The 23,440-nt window shown below is 59.9% G+C and carries 13 protein-coding genes and 3 pseudogenes; 6 read left to right on the plus strand and 10 right to left on the minus strand.

What is annotated here, in order from left to right; all coding sequences use genetic code 11:
• Positions 1-405: 405 nt before the first annotated feature.
• The 4 genes from NL528_RS34010 to NL528_RS34025 all read right to left on the minus strand — a co-directional run bounded on the left by NL528_RS34010 (position 406) and on the right by NL528_RS34025 (position 8,331).
• A complete protein-coding gene (locus NL528_RS34010; RefSeq protein WP_309178735.1) occupies positions 406-957 on the minus strand; it encodes a DsrE family protein in 552 nt (183 codons plus the stop codon).
• 269 nt (positions 958-1,226) lie between these two features.
• Complete coding sequence (locus NL528_RS34015; protein ID WP_309178736.1) at positions 1,227-2,654, minus strand: HlyD family type I secretion periplasmic adaptor subunit; 1,428 nt, start codon at positions 2,652-2,654, stop codon at positions 1,227-1,229.
• Positions 2,641-5,352 (minus strand): type I secretion system permease/ATPase, encoded by a 2,712-nt coding sequence (locus tag NL528_RS34020; RefSeq protein WP_309178737.1) that lies wholly within the window; start codon positions 5,350-5,352, stop codon positions 2,641-2,643. Before NL528_RS34020 ends, NL528_RS34015 begins: the two co-directional genes overlap by 14 nt.
• Positions 5,353-5,502: 150 nt before the next feature.
• Entirely contained in the window at positions 5,503-8,331 is a 2,829-nt protein-coding gene (locus NL528_RS34025; protein ID WP_309178738.1) for a hypothetical protein, read from the minus strand.
• A gap of 530 nt (positions 8,332-8,861) precedes the next feature.
• Here NL528_RS34025 and NL528_RS34030 point away from each other — a divergent pair.
• Positions 8,862-10,001 (plus strand): annotated as a pseudogene (locus NL528_RS34030) (IS5 family transposase); the annotation flags it as partial.
• Here the strand turns inward: NL528_RS34030 and NL528_RS47310 are convergent.
• From NL528_RS47310 to NL528_RS34040, 3 genes and pseudogenes are all read right to left on the minus strand, one after another.
• A pseudogene (locus NL528_RS47310) lies at positions 9,993-10,220 on the minus strand (transposase); the annotation flags it as partial. The pseudogenes NL528_RS34030 and NL528_RS47310 sit on opposite strands and share 9 nt — an antisense overlap.
• Positions 10,221-11,397: 1,177 nt before the next feature.
• Positions 11,398-12,129, minus strand: a complete 732-nt coding sequence (locus NL528_RS34035) for a class I SAM-dependent methyltransferase (RefSeq protein ID WP_309178739.1) — start codon at positions 12,127-12,129, stop codon at positions 11,398-11,400.
• Between the two features lie 452 nt (positions 12,130-12,581).
• The gene (locus NL528_RS34040; RefSeq protein ID WP_309178740.1) at positions 12,582-13,598 is read right to left on the minus strand and encodes a polysaccharide deacetylase family protein; all 1,017 of its coding nucleotides are present in this window, start codon (positions 13,596-13,598) and stop codon (positions 12,582-12,584) included.
• A 241-nt stretch (positions 13,599-13,839) separates the two neighbouring features.
• On the opposite strand from NL528_RS34040, the gene NL528_RS34045 reads away from it, so the two are divergent.
• The 4 genes from NL528_RS34045 to NL528_RS34060 all read left to right on the plus strand — a co-directional run bounded on the left by NL528_RS34045 (position 13,840) and on the right by NL528_RS34060 (position 18,578).
• Positions 13,840-14,991 carry a glycosyltransferase family 4 protein gene (locus tag NL528_RS34045; protein ID WP_309178741.1) on the plus strand — a complete coding sequence of 384 codons (1,152 nt, stop codon included), beginning with the start codon at positions 13,840-13,842 and terminating at the stop codon, positions 14,989-14,991.
• A 241-nt stretch (positions 14,992-15,232) separates the two neighbouring features.
• Positions 15,233-16,429, plus strand: coding sequence for a glycosyltransferase family 4 protein (locus tag NL528_RS34050; RefSeq protein WP_309178742.1), 1,197 nt, complete (start codon positions 15,233-15,235; stop codon positions 16,427-16,429).
• A 101-nt stretch (positions 16,430-16,530) separates the two neighbouring features.
• A complete protein-coding gene (locus NL528_RS34055) occupies positions 16,531-17,532 on the plus strand; it encodes a methyltransferase domain-containing protein (protein ID WP_309178743.1) in 1,002 nt (333 codons plus the stop codon).
• A 170-nt stretch (positions 17,533-17,702) separates the two neighbouring features.
• A complete protein-coding gene (locus tag NL528_RS34060) occupies positions 17,703-18,578 on the plus strand; it encodes a hypothetical protein (RefSeq protein WP_309178744.1) in 876 nt (291 codons plus the stop codon).
• A gap of 459 nt (positions 18,579-19,037) precedes the next feature.
• On the opposite strand, the gene NL528_RS34065 is transcribed toward NL528_RS34060, so the two are convergent.
• Positions 19,038-19,220: a hypothetical protein gene (locus NL528_RS34065; protein ID WP_309178745.1), complete on the minus strand. Its 183-nt coding sequence runs from the start codon at positions 19,218-19,220 to the stop codon at positions 19,038-19,040.
• Positions 19,221-19,260: 40 nt separating this feature from the next.
• On the opposite strand from NL528_RS34065, the gene NL528_RS34070 reads away from it, so the two are divergent.
• Positions 19,261-20,775 carry an oligosaccharide flippase family protein gene (locus NL528_RS34070; RefSeq protein ID WP_309178746.1) on the plus strand — a complete coding sequence of 505 codons (1,515 nt, stop codon included), beginning with the start codon at positions 19,261-19,263 and terminating at the stop codon, positions 20,773-20,775.
• A gap of 1,042 nt (positions 20,776-21,817) precedes the next feature.
• On the opposite strand, the pseudogene NL528_RS34075 reads toward NL528_RS34070, so the two are convergent.
• Together NL528_RS34075 and NL528_RS34080 are read right to left on the minus strand one after the other, a co-directional pair.
• Positions 21,818-22,048: pseudogene (locus NL528_RS34075) on the minus strand (ATP-binding protein); the annotation flags it as partial.
• A gap of 177 nt (positions 22,049-22,225) precedes the next feature.
• Positions 22,226-23,431 (minus strand): HAD-IIIA family hydrolase, encoded by a 1,206-nt coding sequence (locus NL528_RS34080; protein ID WP_309178747.1) that lies wholly within the window; start codon positions 23,429-23,431, stop codon positions 22,226-22,228.
• Positions 23,432-23,440: the final 9 nt, after the last annotated feature.

The following is a 23,440-nucleotide window of genomic DNA, read 5'->3' on the forward strand; positions in this document are numbered from 1 at the left end:
AGCACGGCTCGACAGGCAGGCGACTTCGACGCGCCGGCGGCGGCGATTTGAAGGCGACCACGCCGCTGCTGTTAACGATAGCCGGATTGCTGTGGGCTCTACCCGCGCTCTTGCCGGGCACACCGGCAACGCAAGGCTATGGGGCGTCGGCAACGCCGGGCGCCGCCGCGACTTAAATCCGCTACTTCAGCCGATGACTGACACAGCATTAGGGATGTCATTCACGCGACCGACGGGCCCAGGCCGTCAGATGCAACAGGGATTGATGCAACCTGGCTGATTGCGCACACCGTCATTTGACGGTCATCGCCATCCTGGCCGCGTTCACGCGCGGTCCACGCGACGCAAGTTAGATCCGACAGATTGGAACGAGACGGCGCGGATCGCAGAAGTGCGCCGACCGGATCACGGTCGCAGGTAACTCCAGCCTCGCTCCTGCAGCTCCATGAGCCGGACCACTCCGGATTTGGTGACCTTTGCCTGCGAGATGAGCGGGATCTCCTTGTCCTCGGCTCTTGTCATGTTCTCGCGGGTGTTCCCGCATGCCGAGAAGCTGAGCTCGGGCATGGTTTCGCTCATGGACCTGATGCGCGCTTTGACGGGAGAGGTGTCTTCGCGCAGCATATGCAGTCCGGGGCCAAAGGCGACCACTTCGATTTCAACCTTCTGGCCGATCTCGTTGTAGTGCTGCACGGTATTGCTCACATTATTGAGAGCGAGATTCATGGTCGCGGGGTCATTGACGTCAACCTGTATGGCGAGCCGATGCGGCTGCGCTCGGTGAGCGCCGGCGGTCATCCTGGCGTTTGCATTGATTTTGCCGAGAGTACCGGTTTGCGCAGAACCGCTGGTTTGAGTGCTCAGCATCAAGGTGAGCCCAACAGCGGCCACGCCGGTGAATACGGCGAATGATCTGTTCATGTTGTTTCCTTGAGTGTGCAGGGAATTCCGACTCAAGTCTGCGCCACAAGGTAGTCACGCGCGAATATGCGGGTCAAGAATCGTTCAACAAATGCGGGCGCGATCTACTTAATTGCCGGTATTCGTGCGGCTACCTCATTGGGACTACCTCTACTGCGACCGACATAGGAGTAGCGGTTCCAATTCTCCGGCATCCAGGCGCCAAGCACGATGCTCTCCTGCCGCTCTTGCATGAGTCGTACAAGATCGCGGCGCTCTCGCGTTGACGACGTGAAGCGCGCGGGTTTGCCGGATGAACGCCGGCTTCATCGCTCTCGCAGCGACTCCTGCTTGTATCTCGCCAGCGGCGAGAGAAGGTAGCTGATGATCCTGCGCGTGCCGGTCTTGATCTCGACCGTCACCGCCATGCCGGGACCGAGGTTGACGCGCTTGTCCTCCACCTGCATGTGCGTGCGGTCGAGTGAAATGCGCGCCGCATATTCCAGCTCCTGACCTTTCGGCTCACTGCTGCTCTGCGCTGCGCCCGGCGTCCGGTCATTCGACCCGCCCTGTGGCCGATCGCGCGTAATGGCGTCCGTCGACACGCTGAGCACGTCTCCATGAAGGAGCCCGTAGCGCGTGAAGTTGAACGTGTCGACCTTGATCTCCGTCGTCTGTCCCGGATGGACGAATCCGATATCGCGGTTGGAGAGCATGGCCTCGATCTCGAGATGGCTGTCGCTCGGAACCACCACGGCGAGCGCCTGAGCAGGCGTCACCACGCCTCCCACCGTATGAACGGCGAGCTGTTGCACGACGCCATCGACCGGCGCGGTCAAATGCTGGAGCTTCGTGCGGCGCTCCGCCTTGATCACGTCCTGTGCAGCACTCGCAACCTTCTGCTCGGCTTTCGCGAGTGCGTCAAAGGTCGTGCGCCGATACTCCGCGGCGGTCCTTTCCCTCGTTTCCTTTAGCAAAGCGATGGCCGCATCGGCTTCGCGCAGCCGGCTCTGCTGCACGACGAGATCCTGCTGAAGGCCGACCAGATCCTGATACTCGGTGAGATAGGTGACCTTCGAAACCAGTGCCTTTTCGAGGAGACTCTTGCGAATGTCGACCCGCTCCTGCAGCACCGGTATCGTCGCCTGCAGCTTCGCGACGCTCGCCGACGTGGTCGCCCGTTCCGCCTCCTTCTGGCCTTGCTGGCGCTCGATCTCGGAGAGCTTGGCGTTCTGCTCGGCCCGCTGGCTGATAAGGAACTGACGATGCATCTCGATTTCGGCAGCGCTCGCGCTCTGCGGCGGCCGGAAGGCGGCAAGCGGATCCTCAGCGAGCGCCGCGCGCAGCCGCGCGACGTCGAGTTCGGCCGCAACCATATCGCTCCTCTGGCGCTCCTGGTCGGCATCCGTCATCGTCGGGTCGAGCTCGATCAGGACGTCGCCGGCCTTGACGCTCTGTCCGTCGCGTACGTGGATGGCGCGGACAACGCCTGTCTCGAATGGCTGGATCAGCTTGGTGCGTCCGCCCGGCACGATCTTGCCCGTCGCGGTAGCGACGATGTCGACGCTGCCGAATGACGCCCACAGCAGCGCAACGCAGAAGACCGCGATGATGCTCGCCCCGATCGCGCGCCCGATCGGCGACGGCGGCGATTCAGTGATTTCGAGCGCCGCCGGCAGGAACGCAATTTCCTGCTCGCGACGGCGAACTTCGGCTCTCGGAAATGGAACGATGTTTCGGCTAGCGGACGTCATGGATGCCAGCCTGCAGATAGTGAAGGTTTGCGTAACGCCCGTTCGAGCGGATCAGCTCATCGTGGGTACCGTCCTCGACGATGCGGCCATGCTCGATCGTGATGATCCGGTTCGCGTGGCGCACGGTCGAGAGCCGGTGTGCGATGACGAAGACGGTCCGGCCGGCGGAAATTCGTTTCATGTTTTGCTGGATGGCGCGCTCGCTTTCGTAGTCCAGTGCGCTGGTCGCCTCGTCGAGGATGAGGATGCGCGGATCGGTAATGAGCGCGCGGGCGATCGCGACTCGCTGGCGCTGCCCGCCGGAAAGACTGCTGCCGCGTTCGCCCACGATCGTGTCATAGGCCTCAGGCAGCTCCAGGATGAAATCGTGAGCACCGGCGAGCGATGCCGCCGCGATGACACGCTCCATGGGCATCGCCGGATCGGCGAGCGCGATGTTCTCACGAATGGAGCGGTTGAAGAGCACGTTTTCCTGCAAGACGACGCCGATCTGGCGCCGAAGCCAGGCGAGGTCGACCATCGCCAGGTCGACGCCGTCGACCAGCACGCGTCCGCTCTCCGGCACGTAGAGACGCTGTATCAATTTGGCGATGGTACTCTTGCCCGAACCCGAGGAGCCCACGATGCCGATGATCTGACCCGACTCGACGCTGAACGATACGTCGTGCAGCACCTCCGGACCATCGATGCGGTAGCGGAAAGTCGCATGCTCGAATGTGACCTGCCCGCGGATCGGCGGCAGCGCGGCGCGGCCGGGATTGAAGCTTGGTTCGGGAATGGTGTTGAGGATGTCGCCAAGACGATCGATCGACAGACGGGCCTGATGGAAATCCTGCCACATCTGCGCGAGCCGCAGCACCGGCATGCTCACGCGCGCGGCCAGCATGTTGAACGCGACGAGCTCGCCGACGCTCAGTTCGCCGCCGATCACGAGCCTGGCGCCGAAGTAAAGGGTCGCGGCGACGACCAGCTTGTTGATCATCTGGACCGCTTGGCTCGCCGTATTGTTCAGGCTGAGCACACGGAAACTTGCCGCCACATAGCCCGCGAGCTGCTCCTCCCAGCGGATCTGCATTTGCGGCTCGACCGCCATGGCCTTCAGTGTCTCGACGCCGGTGACGCTCTCAACCAGGAAGGCCTGATTCTCGGAGCCGCGATTGAACTTCTCGTCGAGGCGCCGGCGAAACAGCGGCGCAGCTCCCGCAGAGATGCCGATATAGAATGGGAATGACGCCAGAACGATCAACGTCAACGTCGTCGAATAATAGAACATCACCACAAGGAATACGACGGTGAACAGGAGATCGATCACGAGCGTAAGCGCCGAGCTCGTCAGAAACTGGCGGATATTTTCCAGCTCGCGGACACGTGCGACCGAATCGCCGACGCGACGGGTCTGGAAATATGCGATCGGCAATGCCATCAGGTGACGAAACAGCCGGGCACCGAGCTCAACGTCGATGCGGTTCGTCGTGTGCGCGAACAGATAGACCCGCAGCGTGCCGAGAATGGCCTCGAAGACGGTCAGCGCGACAAGGCCCGTGACCAGAACGTCGAGCGTGCTCATGCTTCGATGCACGAGCACCTTGTCGATGACCACCTGGAAGAACAGCGGCGAGATGACGGCAAAGACCTGAAGGAAGAACGACGCCAGCAGCACCTCGCCCAGAAGACCGCGGTATTTGCGGACTGCGCCAAGGAACCAGCCGATGTCGAACCGCCGTGAGAGATCCGTCAGCGCCGCGCGCCGGGTCATCAGGATGATGTCGCCGTCCCAGATGGCCTCGAGTTCGGCCTGCGTCATTGCTTCGGGTCGGGGAGACAATGGGCGCTGGACAAGGAGATTGTCGTCGATGACCTTGCCGAGGATCAGAAATCCGCCGTCCCGCAGCACGGCGATCCCCGGCAGCGGAGTGACCGAAAGCCGGTTCCAGCTCGTCCTCTGTACCCGAGCCTTGAGCGCGAAATCCTTGGCACAGCGCAGGATTTCGGTAACGCCTACTCGCGCCGCACCCACCCGGTGCCTGATCTGGTCCGGGTCCGCCGCGATGCCGTGGCAACGCAGCAAGATCGCCAGGGCCAGAAGCCCGGATTCATCGCCGCTGCCAGATTCGGGGCTCGCCTCGGATTCGATGCTCGCCGCCGGGGCGGCACTATCGCGGTGATCGGCAAAACGCGCACGCACGGTATCCCTGGCACGCATCAAGACATCGCAGCCGCGCCGCACCAGGCCATGTCCGCTGATGCCGGAAAGTGCCTGAAGCACCCGTCCGCTCATGCCGACAAGTGCCTGAAGCGCCGGCCGTACGGGGCTCCGTGATCCGGCCAGGATCAAACGGCCATCCCAGACCGCATCGAATTCCGCGCGCGTCATCAGCTTCGGATGCGACGAGGTGGGATAAAGCACAAGCGCCGCCTGATCGTCGACCTTTCCGAGAAGCAGAAATCCGCCATCACGCAGCGATGCGATTCCGGGTAGCTGGATGCTCGCCAGTCGCTTCCAATGTGTTGTACGCGAACGGACCTTGAGCCCGAGTTCGCGGGCACAGCGAAGCATCGCGCGGATGCCGATCGTTTCGCCCCCGCAGCGATCGCGGAGCTGGTCGGGCTCGGCGATCACGCCATGAAGGCGCAGGAACAGAGCCAGGGCTCGAAGCCCGAGATCTGCGGCGTGGGCATTTCCATTCTGGATCGCCATTTTTTAGCTCATCAACCCTTCGCGGCTACCGGCCGCGTTCGAAGTTCCTTCTCATGCATTCCCAACGTGATGGTGTCGCACCCTTGCCGAAGCCGCCGAACGCTCCATGCCGTCGATCGACGGCATGGAGCACCTGGGTGCGGAGGCGTATCAATGTTGCGGTCTGGTCAGGATCGAGTCCTGCCCCCAGCCGGCTCCTTGCGACACCGCCGCCACGATCTGACCGGGATCCACCCGGCCGGTGTTACCGGCCATATACTGGTTCAGCAGCGCAAAGCTTTGGCTTGCCAGGGACGCCATGGCCTTGCCGGTCGCAGGCGCAGAATCCGTCACGAAGCTCGTCTGCGGCACGGAGATAGGCGCGGCGCCGGTGACCCCGTCCAGCTGCTGCTGCAGCAGCGCAAAGCCGTGGTTTGCCAGGGACCCCATCGTCGCAGCGATCGCCTGCGGCTCGGTGGTCGCCACGCTGCTGACAGCCTGGTCCTGGTTCAGCCACGCAAAGCCCTTGCCTCCCGGGAACGCCATGGTCGTGTCGGTCTCTGGCGCAGGATTCGTCACGGTAGTCGCCACGGTGCTGGCAGCCTGATCCTGGCTCAGCCACCCAAAGCCCTTGCCTGCCGGGAACGCCGTGGTCGTGTCGGTCGCTGGCGCAGGATCCGTCAGGCTGATCGTCTGCGGCGACGCCGTGGTCGTGTCGGTCGCCGGCGCAGGATTCGTCACGGTGGTCGTGTGCGGCGACGTTGTGGTCGTGCCGGTCGCAGGCGCAGGATCCGTCACGGTGGTCGTGTGCGGCGACGTTGTGGTCGTGGCGGTCGCAGGCCGAGGATCCGTCACGGTGATGGTCTGCGACGCGGACGTCGTAACGGCGCCGGTGCTCGGATCCTTCCCGGCTGCCGTCAGCGTTAGGGTCGCTACAGGATGAGCCCCGCCCCGGTAGTTCGATTGCAGCACCAGTCCGCTGTCGACCTCCGCTGCCGTCAAGGTAACGTTATTTCCCCCGAACGTCTTACCATCGAGTTTGTCGGTGATTGTCTCGTACTTCGGCAACCCCGTGATGTTCACGGTCACGGCGTCGTTGGGATCTGTCGTTGTCACATTGACCCCCAAACCGACCGTACCGCCGCGCCCGGTCACCGAGAGCGTCGAATCCGCGACGGTGAGGACCGGCGCGATCGATGACGGGGTGGACGGAGCCGATGGCGAGGTCGGTGACGAGGTCGACGTCGCGACCTGGAGACCGGAGAACGTCTTCACCGCGCCCGCGAGGTTCGCCGCAGCGCCCGATGCATCATGGATGCTCGCACCGTTCGCAAGATTGACCCCGGTGATGGCGAGCGCCGAGGTATTGGTGTCGGTCGACGCGACCGTGGTGCGGAAGGTGAGCGTGCCCGTGCCCGAGCCACTGACGTAGCTCGCCGTTCCACCATCATTGAGCGACAGTGTCGGCGTGCCCGTCACGGTCACGGCCTCATTGAAGCCGAGCGCCAGCGTGATCGTGTTTCCTACGACCTCGGTGCCGGTTCCCGGAGAGGCCGTGGCCTGCGTCACCGCCGGCAGGACCGGAGGCACGACCGGAGGATCGATCTGAAGACCAGAGAAGGTCTTCACCGCGCCCGCGAGGTTCGCCGCAACGCCCGATGCATCATGGATGCTCGCACCGTTCGCAAGATTGACCCCGGTAATGGCGAGCGCCGAGGTACTGGTGTCGGTCGACGCGACCGTGGTGCGGAAGGTGAGCGCGCTCGTGCCGGAGCCGCCCACATAGGTGGCGGTATCGCCATCGTTGAGCGACAGCGTCGGCGTGCCGGTCACGGTCACGGCCTCGTTGAAGCCGAGCGTCAGCGCGATCGTATTTCCTGGGAGCTCGATGCCGGTTCCCGGAGAGGCTGTGGCCTGCGTCACCGCCGGCAGGACCGGATCGATCTGGAGACCGGAGAACGTCTTCACCGCGCCCGCGAGGTTCGCCGCAACACCGGATGCATCCCTGATGCTTGCGCCGGTCGGAAGATTGACCGCGGTGATGGCAAGGGCCGAGGTGTTCGTGTCCGTCGACGCGACCGTGGTGTGGAAGGTGAGCGAGCTCGTACCCGAGCCACTGACATAAGTGGCCGTTCCGCCGTCATTGAGCTTCAGTGTAGGCGTGCCAGTGACGTTCACGGCCTCGTTGAAGCCGAGCGTCAATGTGATGGTATTGCCGGCGTGCTCGATTCCCGTCCCCGGTGAAGCGGAGGCCTGCGTCACCGCCGGCGAGACCGTTGGGGTCGTTGGCGTCGTAGGTGTGGTTGGCGTCGTCGAGGCCAGGCCGGGCGGTGGATCAGCTGTTAGTTGCGCCGCACTGAGCGTGGTATAGTAGACGGGTTGCCACTGCGTCGTCAGCTTGGTCCAGTCGTTCAAACCGACAGCGTGGTTGTTCACGTTCAACCCCGCGTATTGAGCAGTGGCGCTTTGCCACCAATCGGCGCCGATCTGGGCCACCAGATTCGCGCTAGGATCGTTGGTCCTCATGTTCGCTTCGATAAAGACGCCGGCGACCGTTCCGGGCGCGAAAGTTCCGCGGGCCGTGGGCCAAAAATGATCATTGTATCCGGCCGGCGGCGCGTCCATCGAGACGCTGCCATCTGACAAGGTTTGCTCGGTCAGGGCCGTATGCGCATCAGTGGAGAAATCCGCGACGTAATGGCCTCCAGCGATGCCGCTCTGCGCCTGGTTTTGTACCTCGACCCAGGATCCGTTGGTAAGGAGAAGGTAGGTCGTGAAGCCCTGTACCTGCACGGTGTCGCTGGCATTATTCGGGCTAACCGGAGCTCCGGCCTCCTGATAAACCTGTGCCCATGCTGAAAGAGCCGACCACCCAGATGGCGGTGGCATTACCTTTGTAGTGCTGGACGTATCTGTATCCCAGGAAAGCCCGACCGGTAATCCCTGGCTATTGCCTGGTGTGTTCTGAGAGATGGCGTCGTTCAAAGCACTTGTGGACACTCTAAGATCTCCTTTTCAGGAAGTTGAGATTGAAGACGGAATTCCACTGCCACGCATAGCGGGCGCGCGACATACTGCTTGCTCGCAGCCTCGGACCGCGAACACATTTCAACGCATCGCAGCCTCGGACCGCGAGCGGATTTCAAAGCAGTGGGAATTTGGAAACTGGCCCCCCCGACTGCTGGGTCGGTTGGTTAATAAGCAAAAATGGCGAAAAGACTTTCAAAATGTGATTTATACACACGTATGTTCCGCCCTATGTTATTTCGCCGAAACGTGCCCGATAGGTAGGTTCAAGACACACCATTGATTTTTCTGTCAAATTGCGTCGGCGTGGAAGAGATGCTCGATCGGGCTGGTCGGGCGTAGCTTGATCGTCGTCCGTGAAGAATTCCCAAGTCATTGATTTGGAATCTGGAAACGGCAGGCTAAGGCGATCGAGTTTGCCGGGAATCGGGTGTGCGGAAGGGGATTCCTTGCAAATTTGATTTGTGATTCACTCGCCTTTGAATGTTTTGGCGCGGGACCAGATGCGGCCACCGGAACGGCGGGAGACGGGAGAGCAGGATCTGTTCCGGTCCCGTCTCGACCAGATCATCGACATGAAGCATCCGCTGGTAGCGCTGGGGCGCACGGTGGATTGGGAGTTCCTGGAACGGGAGTTCGGGGCGGTCTACACGGATGATCCGGGCCGCCCGCCACTGCCGACGCGATTGATGGCGGGGCTTGCGATCCTCAAGCACACCTACGACCTCTCCGACGAGGTGCCGTGTGAGCGCTGGGTCGAGAACCCCTATTACCAGTTCTTCTGCAGCGAGGAGTTCTTCCAGCATCGCCTGGTGTTCGACCGCTCCTCGCTGACACGCTGGCGCCAGCGCATGGGCGAGGAGAAGCTGCAGGCCTTGCTGCAGGAGAGCCTTGCGGTTGCCACCAAGACCAAGGCCATTAAGCCGACTGACCTCAACCGCATCATCGTCGACACCACGGTTCAGCCGAAGAACGTGATGTTCCCGACCGATGCGAAGCTCCTCAACCGCGCCCGCGAGATCCTGGTGCGGCTGGCGCAGAGGTATGGCATCAAGTTGCGCCAATCCTATGCGCGGGTGGGCAGGTTCGCTCTGATCAAGCACCAGCGCTATGCCCACGCCAAGCAATTCAAGCGCGCCAACCGGGCCCTGAAGACGCTCAGGACCTATCTCGGCCGTGTCATCCGCGACGTCGCTCGCAAGATCGAGGGCGACCGCTGGCTTGAGGAGATGGTGTTAAGACGCATCCAGCCGCTAGCCCGACAGGTGCGCGAGCAGACGCAGCGCCAGCGCGGACCCAAGGTCTACTCGCTGCACGCGCCGGAGGTGGAATGCATCGGCAAGGGCAACGCGCACCGGCCCTACGAGTTCGGCGTCAAGGTCTCAGTGGCGACCACGCTGGCGCGCGCCAGTGGCGGGCAGTTCGTCACCCATGTGAAGGTGCTGCCCGGCAATCCATATGATGGCCACAACTTGGCAACCGTGATCCCGGACATGGAGGCGCTGGTCGGCAGCACCATCGCGCGCATCCTCGCCGACAAGGGATATCGCGGCCACAATGCACCGCCCGATTACAAGTTCAGGGTCTTCCTCTCTGGCCAGAAACGAGGGGTAACGCCCGCAATCAAGCGTGAACTCCGCCGCGTGGTCCGCCGACGGCACCGTCGCCTGCGTTGTGGGGCGCCGCGCCGGTGCCGTCGGCTCCCGCCCAGCCCCACGTTGCCCCACCCAGCGCCGCAATACGGAATCGCGCAGGCCAAGTTCCTTGGCCACCGATCCGATCGAGCGACCGCTCGAAGCCACCAGATCGACTGCTTGCCGCTTGTAATCGTTCGTAAACAACCGACGTTGACGTGCTTCCATCCGACACCTCCTGGCTCCTCGAGCCTACTACAGGTGTCCATCAATTCGGAGGAGGTTCACACCGCATGGGCCGCAACTATCTCTGGTTCCGGCGTGGCGATGCCAACAACGTCGTCCTCGCCGCCGCCGGCTACAACTTCCGTCGCCTCATCCGCCGGCTCAGCCTCTTGTTGTCCCAAATCCTCGCCAGCCTCAGCCTCGCGAATCACCCTTCCCAGCCTGAAATGCAAGTTGTTCATGGACGGCGATCGACGGTACAAATCAGGAAAGCTCGGTCCGTACGACATCAGGCCGCCGCCCTTGACACGTCGGTTTCGCAGATCGATGGGAAGCGATACTGCGCGGCAGCTCGATCAATCGCTTGCGATGGAAGTTGAAGAACGCCGATGCCATGGCGGCGATCGCGTCGACGCCCTCCGCCAAACCGCGCCTGCGCAGCACCTTCGAGTTTTGCCTGCCGACCAAGGCGGCTGGATCTGTTGGTCAAGCCAGGCCGCGGCACTGAATGCGGTGAACAATCCGACCCGCAGCGTGGTCCGCAGACCCTCATGTTCAAACCTGTTCGGTCCCTTGGACGTGTCATACTCTCACCGTCAGGGAAAAAGCTCCGGCTTCCGTGCGATGGCCGCCGAGGTGCCGGCTATGCTCCAGATCCGTTGTTCACCTGTTGGCACCCGACAATCACACCTCACCTTCGCCGAGGAGCGAGCGCAACAGCGCCGCGCAGCCGCCGGAGTTCGGATTTCAACGACGCCCGACATCTTCATAGCTGCGCTCGGCAATCTGCTCGCAGAGCCAACAAAGCGCTTCCTAACGCTCCCGCAGGGCGTCATGTTCATACTTGGCGAGCGGTGAGAGCAGATAGCTGATGATCCGGCGGGATCCGGTCTTCACCTCCACGGTGACCGCCATGCCCGGGCTGAGATCGACGACGCGATCGCCGGCCGTCAGCTGCCGCTGGTCGAGCGATATCCGGGCGGCCTAGACGAGATCGTCCGGCCCCTGCTGCTGTCCGCCCTCCGGTATGTTCTGGGCACGAGACCTGGGCTCGGCGACGTCGCGGCCGTCGCGGGCGATGGTCTCGGGCGAGACGATTCATGCGCCTGCCGCTGTCCACCGACGCGCGAGCCCGAGCGGCGGCGCTTGATAGACATGACCCGTCGCTAGAACCTGCAGATCAGGCCGGAAGGGCGGTGCTAACCTGCAGGTCCGCCCGCGCGGGGAGAGCCGGTTTGCGGATGATAAAGATGATGTCGTTGTAATCGGAGCTCAGGCGGCCGAAGGACAGGACCTGAAGCGTCTTCTTGTAGGCTTCCATCAGCTTCTGCTTAAGGCTGTTGTTGCTCAGGCCGCCAGACATCCCATATTCGGCGGCCAGGACCAGTGCGTTCTCTCCACAGAACGCCCGAATGCCTTCGCGCGACACCACCTTGTCGTAGGTGACGGGGTAGGGGGCGTTGCCTGGCTTGCCGGCGTTCTTCTGTCCGAGGATCAGACGATAGAAGAGCACGTGAATCCAGTGCGGCGTCATCCTGGAGGTGAAGCCGTACGCCGAATAGGGGTCGGGGATCATGATGATGATCAGCCCGCCCGGCTTCACCCATCTGTTGAACCTCTCCAGGACCTGCTGCGCCCCCGGCACGTGCTCCAGGACGAAGGAGTTGAAGATGACGTCGAAGGTCCGCTGACCGAAATCGGCCGTGCGCAGGTCCCCGACGATGGCTTCGTGGAGGTCCTTCGTTTCGTCGCGCCGGACGCGAAGGGCTTCGGGGTCGAGGTCGATGCCGGTCAGCACATAGCCGCCATCGCCGATGTCGAGATCCCACTTCTGGCCGCAACCAGCTTCGAGGATCTCAAGAACCTTGCCAGGATCCTTGATCGAGCGAATCTCGCGGGACATCACCTCCATCGCGTGATCCCAACCGTTCGTCAGCGGAATCCGGGTCCGTGCTTTCATCGACTTGGCTCCCTTGGCGCAGGCTGACTTCCCGTTCCGGCCGGCCTCTCCGATGCGGCGCACTCAGCAGGGGCGTTCAGACCCGGCGACTCGGGCAACGGTGAGGGTCCAGGGTAACGTGGTTATACGCACGTATCCTACCGTCAAATTCGCCTCAAGTGCCGGCCCTTTGGGATTACACCGTCGGCTTTTTTCCTTGGATTTCGCATTATCGTCGACCAATCGACCAGCGAAGCCGGGGCTCATTGTGCAGACATCCGATATGCATCGAAGGCCCCCACCAGCACGGACACCCAGAAGCCTGTCGCGTGAAGGATCGGCTGGCCGTGGGTCTGGGCTCGACCGCAGCGCTTCCAAGGCGATCTTCGTCGCCCTGCGGGAAAGCCGCGGCAGCCGACCCTGCATCAAGCGGCCTGATGATCACCAAGCAGCATGTGAAAGGCTCGCTGGAGGCCATTCATGCGAGCCTGAAATGCTATTTCTGAGTCAAACCCACCAACGAAAATGCGAGGGAGCTTATAGTGATTTAGGTGCAGAGCCCCCAGTTGCTCGGGCCGTGTGGTTACCGCGGTCGAAAAGCCTGCGTCGCTGGCGAGATTCTCTTCGCGAGGACCACATGCTTCTGGGTCGCCATATGGATAAGCGAAGTGACATACCGGCTTTTGGGTCAAATTCTGGAGATAGTTTTTATTATCGACCATTTCGGCTCGCGCCGAAGAACAATCCAGCGTCTTGAGCGCTGGGTGTGAGGTTGTGTGTCCGCCAATCGAAACGAGAGGATGGCGTGACAGAACTTGAATTTCCCTTTCGTCAAGAAAATACCTGTCATTCAGGGCAGACAGCGATACACCAGCTTTGTGGAAGGTTGGAGCGAGCATCGCCGCACGGTGATAGTCCTCATGAACCCACTGTGCGGCTCGGGCCAACGCGGATACCTTTGCCTGGAAATCAGGACAATGGAACCGGGTGTCCATTGCATCGATTGTAACATCATCCTGTGAGCGAAATAATTCGCGCAGTCCGAGCCACCACGCTTGTAGGGTTCGCGTGGGAGCACCAGTCGGCACGTACATAAGGAATGGCGCGTTATGCCGCTCAAGGATTGGAAGCGCCACCGAAACATTGTCTCGGTAACCATCATCGAAAGTGAGCACTGCATAGCGATGCGATCGATCGTTCCTCAACACTCGCTCAAGACATTCCTCAAGGCTCACAATTTCCCATCCTTCTCGCCGCAGCCAACTGAGTGAGTGCTCGAACAGGGAAATTGACGTCCCGGTTGCCAATTCAGATCGAAACTCTTTCTGTATCTCGTGGAACATGATTATGGCGGCGCGGCCCGCAAATAGACTGCGAACAGCCGGCATAAGCCCAGCCCAGCTAACGCTGTGGCGCACGAAATCCTTCAGTAGCTGTTCCATGGAGCCAGCAACCACCTCTTCACGGACAACCCGGTTTCGATGCGTGGAAGCATCGCATCGAGCGGGCGGATTTGCCAAGACGTCCCGCCTCCTGCGGACACCTCTTTGTGGGTACTCCCGACTCTCCCGCCCGGTAACGCCTTTTAGCCCCGCGTCAACAGTGGTGGGTGGCCTAACGTAACCATCAGCAAGGTCATTCTCGCTGGAAGCATGGCCATGTTGTTGTGCACGGGGTCATTCCATGTTGCGCGTGATGATGCTTGGGCTGCGCGGATTTCCCGGCGTACAGGGCGGAGTGGAAGCTCATGCGGAGCACTTGTGCCAATTGCTGAGAGAGCTGGATTGTGATGTTGAGGTGGTCGTGCGTTCCGCCTATGTGCCGGGTGACCGGGGCGACGATTGGAAGGGGGTACGGTACCTGCGGATCTGGTCACCTAAATCCCGGGCTCTTGAGACGATAGTTCATTCGTTCCTGGGGGTGCTGGCGGCAGCTTGGCGGCGCCCACAAGTCTTGCACATCCAAGCAATCGGGCCAGCTCTGATGGTGCCGCTGGCCCGCCTGTTGGGGCTGCATGTGGTTGTGACGCATCATGGCCCTGATTATAATCGAGAGAAATGGGGGCTATTTGCCAGGGCGGTTTTGCGTACTGGAGAGGCATGGGGGATGCGGTTTTGCAACCGCCGCATCGTGATCTCTCGGACGATCCGCAACCTCATACGTGACAAGTACGGTCTGGAATCGTACGTGATACCTAACGGTGTCGACCTGCCGGAATTGCCGAGCAGCACTTCGGCGCTGGAAACGTTCGGGCTGACGCCAGGTCGATACGTGTTGACGGTGAGCCGCTTGGTGCCAGAGAAGCGGCACAAGGATCTGATCGCGGCGTACGCAACAGCTAAGCTGAACGGGTGGAAGCTTCTGTTGATTGGGGCTTCCGACCACCCGGACGCCTACGCTGCAGAAGTAGCGGCGCTCGTACATGCGACCCCCGGCGTGGTCTTGGCTGGCTTCCAGACCGGCCTTGCGTTGCGCGAGTTGTATGCTCATGCCGGTGTTTTCGTCCTGCCATCTTCTCACGAAGGTTTGCCGATCGTGCTTCTGGAGGCATTGAGTTACGGGCTTCCTGTGGTCGCCAGTGATCTCCCCGCACATCAGGAGATTGGATTGGAGGCGAAGCACTATTTTCCTTTGGGGGATGTGCCTGCACTTGCCGCTCGGTTGGAGTCATTCGCACGCATGCCCTGGCCGGTGGAAATGCGCGAGAGCACTCGCAGATGGGTAGCCGAACGTTATGACTGGCACTCTGTGGTGAAGCAAACCATCAGGGTATATCGGAGAGCAGTACGCATCGGAGAAGCCGAACTTAGGGGGCATAGAGCGTCAGCTGGATGAGTCAGTATGGGATTGATTGAATGAAACGTCGGCCTGGGTATTCCGGGCCGGTGCGACGGTATCGCAACAGAGGACTACGCTGGCGTCTCTCGTGTGATGAATTGGGTCGTGCAAGTCTGTGCGACAGCCATCAGACAGAACAACGCGACGGCTGCGACGAGCGCTCTGTGTCGGCGCATAATAGAGGACTTGACGAGTCAGCCTCTATCGCGGAGTTCAAGCACGGTATGAGACTGCGCTGATGAAGATACTGATGGCCAATAAGTTTTTTTTCCACAAAGGCGGCGCGGAAGTCGTCATGTTTCAAGAGCGCGACTACCTGTTGCACTCGGGCGAGCAAGTGATCGATTTCTCCATGCAAGACGAACGGAATCGTGAATCACCTTACGTATCCCATTTCGTATCCCGTAAGGACTATGAGGGCAGAAGCCTCTCAAAAATAGGCATCGCACTTTCGTTGGTCCATTCCAGAGAAGCGGTAAGCAAGATCGCTGCCCTGATCGACAAAATGCGACCCGATCTCATGCACTGCCATAATGTTTATCATCAGATAACGCCGTCAATCATCAGTGTTGCCAAGTCGCGGGGCATTCCGGTTGTGTTGACGCTGCACGACTTCAAGCCGGTCTGCCCGTCATATTTGCGTCTGCGGGCGGGGCGCCCTTGCTCGCTGTGCCTGGACGGAGATTTCCGTCAAGTCTTGATGAACCGCTGTGCCGGGGGGGCCATCGCGGACAGCGCTCTACTCTACGCAGAAGCGACAATTCAGCGTTGGCTTGGCAGCTATGAAAAGGTGGATCGATTTCTTGCGCCGAGCCAGTTCATGCGCGATGCGGCTTTGCATCGGTTCCGATCGGAACAGGTCGTATTGCTCTATAATGGCGTAGATACCGCCGAAATAGATGTGAGCGCGCAGGACGATGGATACGTTCTCTATTTTGGGCGGCTTTCCAGAGAGAAGGGCGTGGAGACTCTGTTGCGGGCCCATGAAGCTGAGGGGACCTGGGACCTAGTGGTTGCCGGGACTGGTCCTTTGGAGCGTGGCTTGCGGATGCGATACCGCAACGCCCGGTTTGTTGGCCAGTTGTCAGGACAGGCGCTGAAGGCGACGATCGGTGGCGCCTCGGCAATCGTAGTGCCGTCAGAGTGGTACGAGAATTGTCCAATGTCGGTGCTGGAAGCGATGGCTTATGGCAAACCCGTTGTGGCGAGCCGGATAGGCGGTATTCCGGAACTGGTTGTTGACGGCGAGACGGGAGTCTTGTTCGAGCCAGGCGATGCCGATGAACTCCGAAGCCACATCAGCCGCCTGATGGACGATCCCTCGCTCCGTGCGCGCATGGGCGCTGCGGGGCGAACCAGAGCAGAGAAGCAGTTTTCCGTCGACAGACACAACGCCAACTTGCTGGAGACCTACCGGTCGCTGGTAAATGCCTGATGCATTGGATGAGAGCGCGGGGCCATGAAAAGTTCATCACGTGCAACAGGTTCGATTTTATCGCCCGACACAGGGAGAAAACTATGAATGGATATTCGTCGATGACGACAATTACATTCCGCAAATTGGCAAGGAACGGTCTGTTTTGGGCGCGTCTCAGTTTAGGCGATAGGAGCAACACATCGGGCAGCACTCATACAGTGCATCGTTTCGACACCCGCCACAGCATTGAGTATATCAAAAAACTGTATAATTCGTATATGGATAACGGAAAAATGACCGAGGAAGAGTTGCGAGGGAAACGCTTTCTCGAAATCGGTCCGGGCGACAGCTTCGGGGTGGCCTTATTGTTTCTGGCCAAGGGAGTAAATCAGGTCGTCGCTGTAGATCGATTTTATACGCCCCGAAACGGTGAGCAAGAGCGGGCGATATACTCCGCTCTACGAAATGAGCTCACCGATATAGAAAGACGACGCTTCGACGAAGCTGTCTCTTTGGAGACAAAACCAATTTTCAATACAGAAAAACTCACATATCTATATGATCTACCTATAGAGAATGCGGCAGATAAGCTTTATATTGGATCTTTTGATTTTGTAATTTCAATGGCTGTGTTAGAGCATGTGTATGATTTAAGCTTAGCATTCGATTCGATGGACAAATTGTTGAATGAAAAAGGCAGAATGCTGCATGGGGTCGATCTGTCTGATCATGAAATTTTCTCGAAGCATGGATACAATCCCCTGACACTATTGACGATTCCTGATTGGCTTTATCATCTCATGTCCTCTTATACCGGGGATCCTAATAGAGAGGATGTGAGCCGCTACCGGGCCAAGCTCAGCTCTCTAGGATACGAGACACGTGTATTGACCGGAAAAGTTGTCGGGTTGAATACCGAAATTGTTCCGCATGTCGAACGCATCGAAAATGGAGTTCATTATGGCGACGAGCAGCTTGCTATCGTCTCATCTATTCGTCCAAAGCTTCTCGAGCGTTATCGCAATCTGAGCGATGAAGACCTTCTACAAGGCGCAATATTCATTGACGCGCGCAAGAAAGGGACAGAGAGAGAGAGAGCTCAGCGTCGCTTTCAGGCCTAAAATCGTCTCGGGCGAGACTGCTCTGCACGGATTGCTCTGAGCGTCACTGGTTGGCGCCACATGCTGCCTGTGCACCGCATGATCGTCGGCAATAGGGGGATGAAGATACCGGAGCGCATGAGCCGGGCTCGCGTAGGCGTACAACGAGCGGAATTCCATACGGGATTTATATGTCATCCACTGGTCGAGTTGTCGGTGCTGTTGTCGGGCTTCTTTTCTTGGCCTGTTCGCCGCTCGATGGCTTCGCCATCGATTCTGATGCCGCCGACGTTTCGCCTGCGATCGACTCCCGCCTGGAGAAGCTCGCCTCGTCCCGTTCGCCAGGGCCAATGCATTCCTCCCCCCCATCAACCGCGTTGTCGGAAGCCATCCGCCAAAATACGCCCGGCAATAGCCAAGGATTTCCGCTCGGGCTTTCCTGGGATAGAGATACGTCCAGCACGCCAACGACGCCACCGCCATCTGGGTGGTCGGCTCTGTCGGCATGGGCCCAGGTTTATCAGCAGGCCGGAGCAGCGGTCAGCCCGAACAATGCCAACGACACTGTGCAGGTACAGGACTTCACGACCTACGTTCACCTCACCAACGGAACCTGGGTCAAAGTACAAGACCAAGCGCAGGTCGGCATCAGCGGAGGCCATTACGTCGCGGATTTCTCCACTGATGCGCACACGGCCCTGACCATGCAAAAGTTGTCAGATGGCAGTGTATCCATGGACGCGCCGCCGAGCGGATATAACGACCATTTCTGGCCCACGGCGCGCGGAACTTTCACTCCCGGAACGGTCGACGGTGTCTTCATTGAAGCGCAGATGAAGACCAACGATCCCAACGCGAATCTGGTTGCCCAGATCGGCGCCGATTGGTGGCGAAGCTCCACTGCTCAATACGCGGGGTTGAACGTGAACAACACCGCGGCCGGTTTGAACAACTGGATCAAGCTGACGACGGAGTGGAAAACTCTCTACTACACGTCGCTCAGTCGGCAGCAACTGGAAGCTAATCCGCCGACCGACCTGCTGAGCCTCCCTTGGCCCCGTCGGTGATCTTATCGTGAGGTCCCGCACGAGGCAGATACTGACGTGCTCGCCCCAACGTCTACACTCGACCGATTCGATCGAACACCTCTCCGACGAATCGCCCGATGTGCGGACCCTTTCGGGTTACCCCTTTCGGGTTACCCCTTTCGGCTTCCCTGCTTCTCATGTGAGCGGACGGCGCGGCGCGTTGCTCGCGCAGTTACGATGATCTATCTTCAACCGTGATGCTGATGACCGGAGAGCATTGTTTTATTTGGGATACGATCGGCGGTGAGAAATCGCCGCAATCCGGATTTCGCTTTAACGTCGACCCCACCGACCTGCGAGCCGCAGGTCATAGTGCAGAGATCCACGACGTGTCGTATATCTACCCGCACGGGCACCTGGAGGCCTGTCGCGGGCGAGCCGCCGGGCCGCGTGATCTCGGCTCGGCCCCCTCCCGTCATCCATTGGATCGACGCACACTCAAAAGAGATGCCCATTGACAAATAGTCTGCCCGGAACTGGCTGCTTCTCCCAAGCGCCCGCGTCGGCCAATTCCGAGATGGAGATGACGCTCACGTCAAACGGATCGCTGCCCTCACCGTCGAACGGACCGTTCCCCTTCTCGCCGCTCAGATTTCGCGGCGCTTCGCCGAGGTGCTGCATCGTTCCTGACCTACGTCGAAAATGAAGGGATATTCCAGTTATGGCCTCCAGCAGGACCACAGAGCTTGCTTCCTCCTATCACTTCCTGAAAGGAGCGCCGCTCAACGCCGCCGCAATGATCTACGCGAAAGCCGTGAGTTTCGTGGCTGGGATCATACTCGCGCGGGTAATTGGTGCGCCCCAGTATGGCATCTTCATTGTGGCTCGAAATATCCTAGAAAGCTGCGGCATCATTACTCCCCTCGGGCTTAATGTTGCTTTGCTGCGCCATCTCGGAGCCGAGCCGGAGCGGCTTTCGGCCCGACTCACGCAACTAACATTCTTCCGCTCCCTAGCGTTCGGCCTCGCACTGGCTCCATGCGTGGTTGCCGCGATGGGATTGAGCACCTTTGTCGAGGAGGCCATCTACCGGTATCCCCAGTTCTCGAGCATTCTGCTCGTCACCCTGATTGCGCTCCCCTTTGCAACTGACCTCGCCGTGTTGAGCGGCGCCTATCGCGGAATATTGAGGCCCGAGCCATACGTAATTGCCAATTGTGTGGTTCAGCCAACGGCTCGCCTATTGCTTATAGGGCTTCTTTTTGCAATTGGCTTGCGCCTGTGGGCGGTCGTCGTTGGCACATCCGCGTCGTATGTGATTTCCTGGGCTGTGCTCGCTCTGCAAGCCCGAAAGGACTTGACAGGATCTAGGACAGGACGTCCCCAGGATTGGGCGGACATTCGGTCCCTATTTGTTTATTCGCCAAGCTTAGGAGCTTCGATGGTTTTTTCCACCTGGCTCGGGACTGCTGACTCACTCTTTCTTGGTCACTTTGGAACGTCAAAAGACGTCGGCCAATACGCGGTTATCCTCATGGTCGCACAGCTTATCGGCCTTGCAGGGGAGTCGCTCGGACAAACCTTAGGCGCTCGTGTCGCGTTGTGTTTTCGGCACAAAGACCTCATTGCAATGGAGAAGGTGCTAGCGGACAATATCCGTCGCGCTGCCATCCTATCAGCGCCGATCTTCGCCGCCGTTCTCTTCTGGGGAGACCGCATTGATCTAGTACTCGGGCCGTCCTTTGCGGTGGATTTCGCCGTTGTCGCAGTTATCGCTGCAAGAACATTTCTACAGACGATATTCCGATACAGCGGATTTGCGCTTTCGATGACTGGTTGGCATCTCCGGGAGACCGCCCTCTTGGGATCCGGACTTCTCTTCTCTCTGCTGATCTGCTCGATCCTGGTTCCGCGCTACGGACAATTGGGCGCCGCGGTAGCAAGCTTTGCCACGCTCGTTGGGGTTGATCTCGTTCGCTACGCTGTCGTGCGCACCATGTTTGGAATCAAGATCGTCGATACCTCCGTCGCAATGACAACCGCATTGGCTGTGATGACATCAGGGCTCGCCTATCTCTTGATGTTGCCGTTCGACGATCGGACGCTGCCCTCGACCATACTTCAGGCAGCGATATCCTTTGCTCTGTATGCCGGATCGGCGTGGCTACTTCTTTTCACAAGCGAGGATCGCGCCGTTATCTCAAGCCTTCTTCCAACTTTCTTTCAGGTTAGATGATGACTCGCTCGTATCATTTAATTATTGTCGATGGCTTTCGAGAACCGCGTAAATCTGGCGACATCGTACGCGCGGCGAGATTGAGCGGGCGGCTACTTCCGTACGGATGGCCGAAGACGTGTTTCCCCACGACGGGCTGGGCGGGGCGCGGAGCTGTCCCGGGTTGCGCAGCGCCCCCGCCTCGGCGGATAGGAAGGGTCGCTGAAGAGACCACAGGCGCGGCGCCGTCGTAACCCTGCAAAGTGAAGCCGGAGCCGCGCCTGTACCAATCCACCAACAGTCTGCGTGATCGGCAGACGGGGATTGCGTGGCGCGCAGTATAGCGGCCATCGCGCATCCGTCGAGCCTCACGTCGGCCTTGTCTTCGGCATTTGCCGGGGATCGCCGATGCAGGCCGCGGGCCGCTTGTTCTTGTGTGCCCGCTGCCGGGCCCAGGTGCTGATCTGTGGTCGTTGCGATCGCGGTCAGCGCTATTGCACAGCCGAGTGCTCCAGGACGATGCGGCGGGCGAGCGTGCGCAACGCCGGCCGGCGCTATCAACGCACCCGTCGCGGCCGCCATCTGCATGCGGCTCGCGCTCGACGTTACCGCGCCCGTAATAAAACCGTGACGCATCAGGTTCACCCGCTCCGGAAGTGGATGATGTAGTGCCGCCGGCCTCGATCGCTGTCGCCGGCGGCCAACCGGCACGTCTCGAAGACCCTGCGGCGACAGCGACATCGCGTTCATCACGATGCTGTCGCTGCTGCAGCCGGCTGCCATTGTTCGTGCGGATCGACTTCGTGCGACGTCGCGGGCCGTCCCTCGATCCACCCGACTGACCACGGAGCGTGTTTGTGACCATCACCGCTGAACTGGAGGCCCGGATCCTGCGCCTGTATCACGTCGAAAAGTGGCGCTGCGGCACCATCGCGCGCCAGCTCACCTGCATCACACGACCGTGCGTCGCGTGCTGGCGCAGGCTCCCCGCGGGTCACTTCAAATTCCCCCGGGTAGGGTCAGTCAAACTCCTCCACCCACAAGGCAGGACAGAAGTGGATTGTTAGTTTGACTTTGTTTCGCGGGCAAGGGCTTCAGCGGCTTCTTTGAGGCGATAGCTTCGTCCATCGAACTCGAGCAGATGGCAATGATGCATGAGGCGATCGAGGATCGTCGTTCTCATGGTATTATGCCCCAGGTATGTGCCCCAATCCTGCACGACGCGATTGGAGGTGACGATGACGCTGCGGCGCAGTTTGTAGCGTTGATGGATCATGGTCTGCAGCAAGGCGCCGGGCGAGGCATTGCCCCCGCTTTTGGATACAGCGCCCCTCATCCGATCGCCGAGGGGGACTTCAACCCCCATGATTCATGCGCTGCCCAGCGCACACTATTCGTCGTTCTGAGACCACTGATCCCAGAAGTGTGTTTTTACTCCGAGCCTACGCGCTTCATCCGGTCTGCAATACATTCATCGACAAAGGAGACCATCGACAAAGGAGACAAGATCGCCGCCACCGAACTTGTAGCCCACAAGGCCCGCGCGCTGCGCCGCCTCAATATCAATATCCTTGTCCCCGATGACAAAGCTGCGCTCGACGTTGACGGGCCAGCATGCGATCAAATCGAGTAACATACCAGGCGCGGGCTTGCGCCAATCCGAACTCTTCCGATACGAAAGAACTTTTCCTGCTGGATGAAATGGACAGTACCTCACGTCATCTAGTTGCGCACCACGCGCACGCAGCTCCTGCGACATCCAACGATGCAACTCCCGCACGTCCTGCTCCTGATAGAGTCCGTGTGCGACACCGGCTTGATTGGTAATGACGAATACGTAATACCCCTCCTTGTTTAATCTGCGGACCGCTTCGAAGGCACCCGGCATCCATCGAAAGCGATCGACTGATCCCACGTGGCCGTCATCAAAATTCAGAACTCCATCGCGATCCAGGAAAACTGCCGGTTTCTTCAACCGCGCCGGTATTGCAGTTTGCGCGTTTAGATACGACTCTGGCACCCCAATATCTATGAAGAACCCGTCGAAGACGACTCCTGCAACACGCTGCTGCGCGGCCAACGCGGGAAATACGTCTTCTTCAAGGGAGGACACGTCACGAATCTGCATTGTGATGTCGCGGTGCATTAAATAGACACCACCGTTGATCAATGCTGAACCCACGATTTGGGAACGGCTGGCGAAGTGGCGAATCCAGCCATCACTATCGAGCTCAAGAACCCCATATCGGGCGCTATCTTGCAGTCGGCGCAGTGCCACAGTAGCGATAGCTTGCGGCCTCTCCTCCGCAAACGCGCAAAGTTGAAGGAGATCAATGTCGAACCAGGTGTCACCGTTCAATAGCAAGAAAGTCTCCTCCAAAGCGCCGCGGGCAAAGCGCAGTGCCCCCCCAGTCCCCAGCGGTTTGGGCTCCGTCACGACGTCGATCGTGAGACCAAATCGACGAGTCGCGTCTGTCCTTCTCGCGAAGTCTATCACCTGCCTACCTTCAAAGCCTGCGAGCAATAGTACCCGATCAAATCCATAACGGCCGATTTGACCAAGCAGGATCTCGAGAAGGGGATGCTCTCCGATCGGGAGTAATGGTTTTGGCGTTCGCGCGGTCAGCGGACCCAGGCGGCTTCCGAATCCGCCGCACAACACCACTGCTTGTCGCACGGTAATCAC

The organism is Bradyrhizobium sp. Ash2021, assembly GCF_031202265.1.
In the GTDB taxonomy this organism is placed as follows: domain Bacteria; phylum Pseudomonadota; class Alphaproteobacteria; order Rhizobiales; family Xanthobacteraceae; genus Bradyrhizobium.

What these genes read in the sequence shown, in the direction of transcription:
- NL528_RS34055 (WP_309178743.1), top strand. Translation starts at nt 16,531, where the DNA reads ATGACGACAATTACATTCCGCAAATTGGCAAGGAACGGTCTGTTTTGG.
- NL528_RS34065 (WP_309178745.1), bottom strand. Translation starts at nt 19,220, where the DNA reads ATGCAGCACCTCGGCGAAGCGCCGCGAAATCTGAGCGGCGAGAAGGGG.
- NL528_RS34020 (WP_309178737.1), bottom strand. Translation starts at nt 5,352, where the DNA reads ATGGCGATCCAGAATGGAAATGCCCACGCCGCAGATCTCGGGCTTCGA.
- NL528_RS34045 (WP_309178741.1), top strand. Translation starts at nt 13,840, where the DNA reads ATGTTGCGCGTGATGATGCTTGGGCTGCGCGGATTTCCCGGCGTACAG.
- NL528_RS34035 (WP_309178739.1), bottom strand. Translation starts at nt 12,129, where the DNA reads ATGGAGGTGATGTCCCGCGAGATTCGCTCGATCAAGGATCCTGGCAAG.
- NL528_RS34070 (WP_309178746.1), top strand. Translation starts at nt 19,261, where the DNA reads ATGGCCTCCAGCAGGACCACAGAGCTTGCTTCCTCCTATCACTTCCTG.
- NL528_RS34060 (WP_309178744.1), top strand. Translation starts at nt 17,703, where the DNA reads ATGTCATCCACTGGTCGAGTTGTCGGTGCTGTTGTCGGGCTTCTTTTC.
- NL528_RS34050 (WP_309178742.1), top strand. Translation starts at nt 15,233, where the DNA reads ATGAAGATACTGATGGCCAATAAGTTTTTTTTCCACAAAGGCGGCGCG.
- NL528_RS34040 (WP_309178740.1), bottom strand. Translation starts at nt 13,598, where the DNA reads ATGGAACAGCTACTGAAGGATTTCGTGCGCCACAGCGTTAGCTGGGCT.
- NL528_RS34015 (WP_309178736.1), bottom strand. Translation starts at nt 2,654, where the DNA reads ATGACGTCCGCTAGCCGAAACATCGTTCCATTTCCGAGAGCCGAAGTT.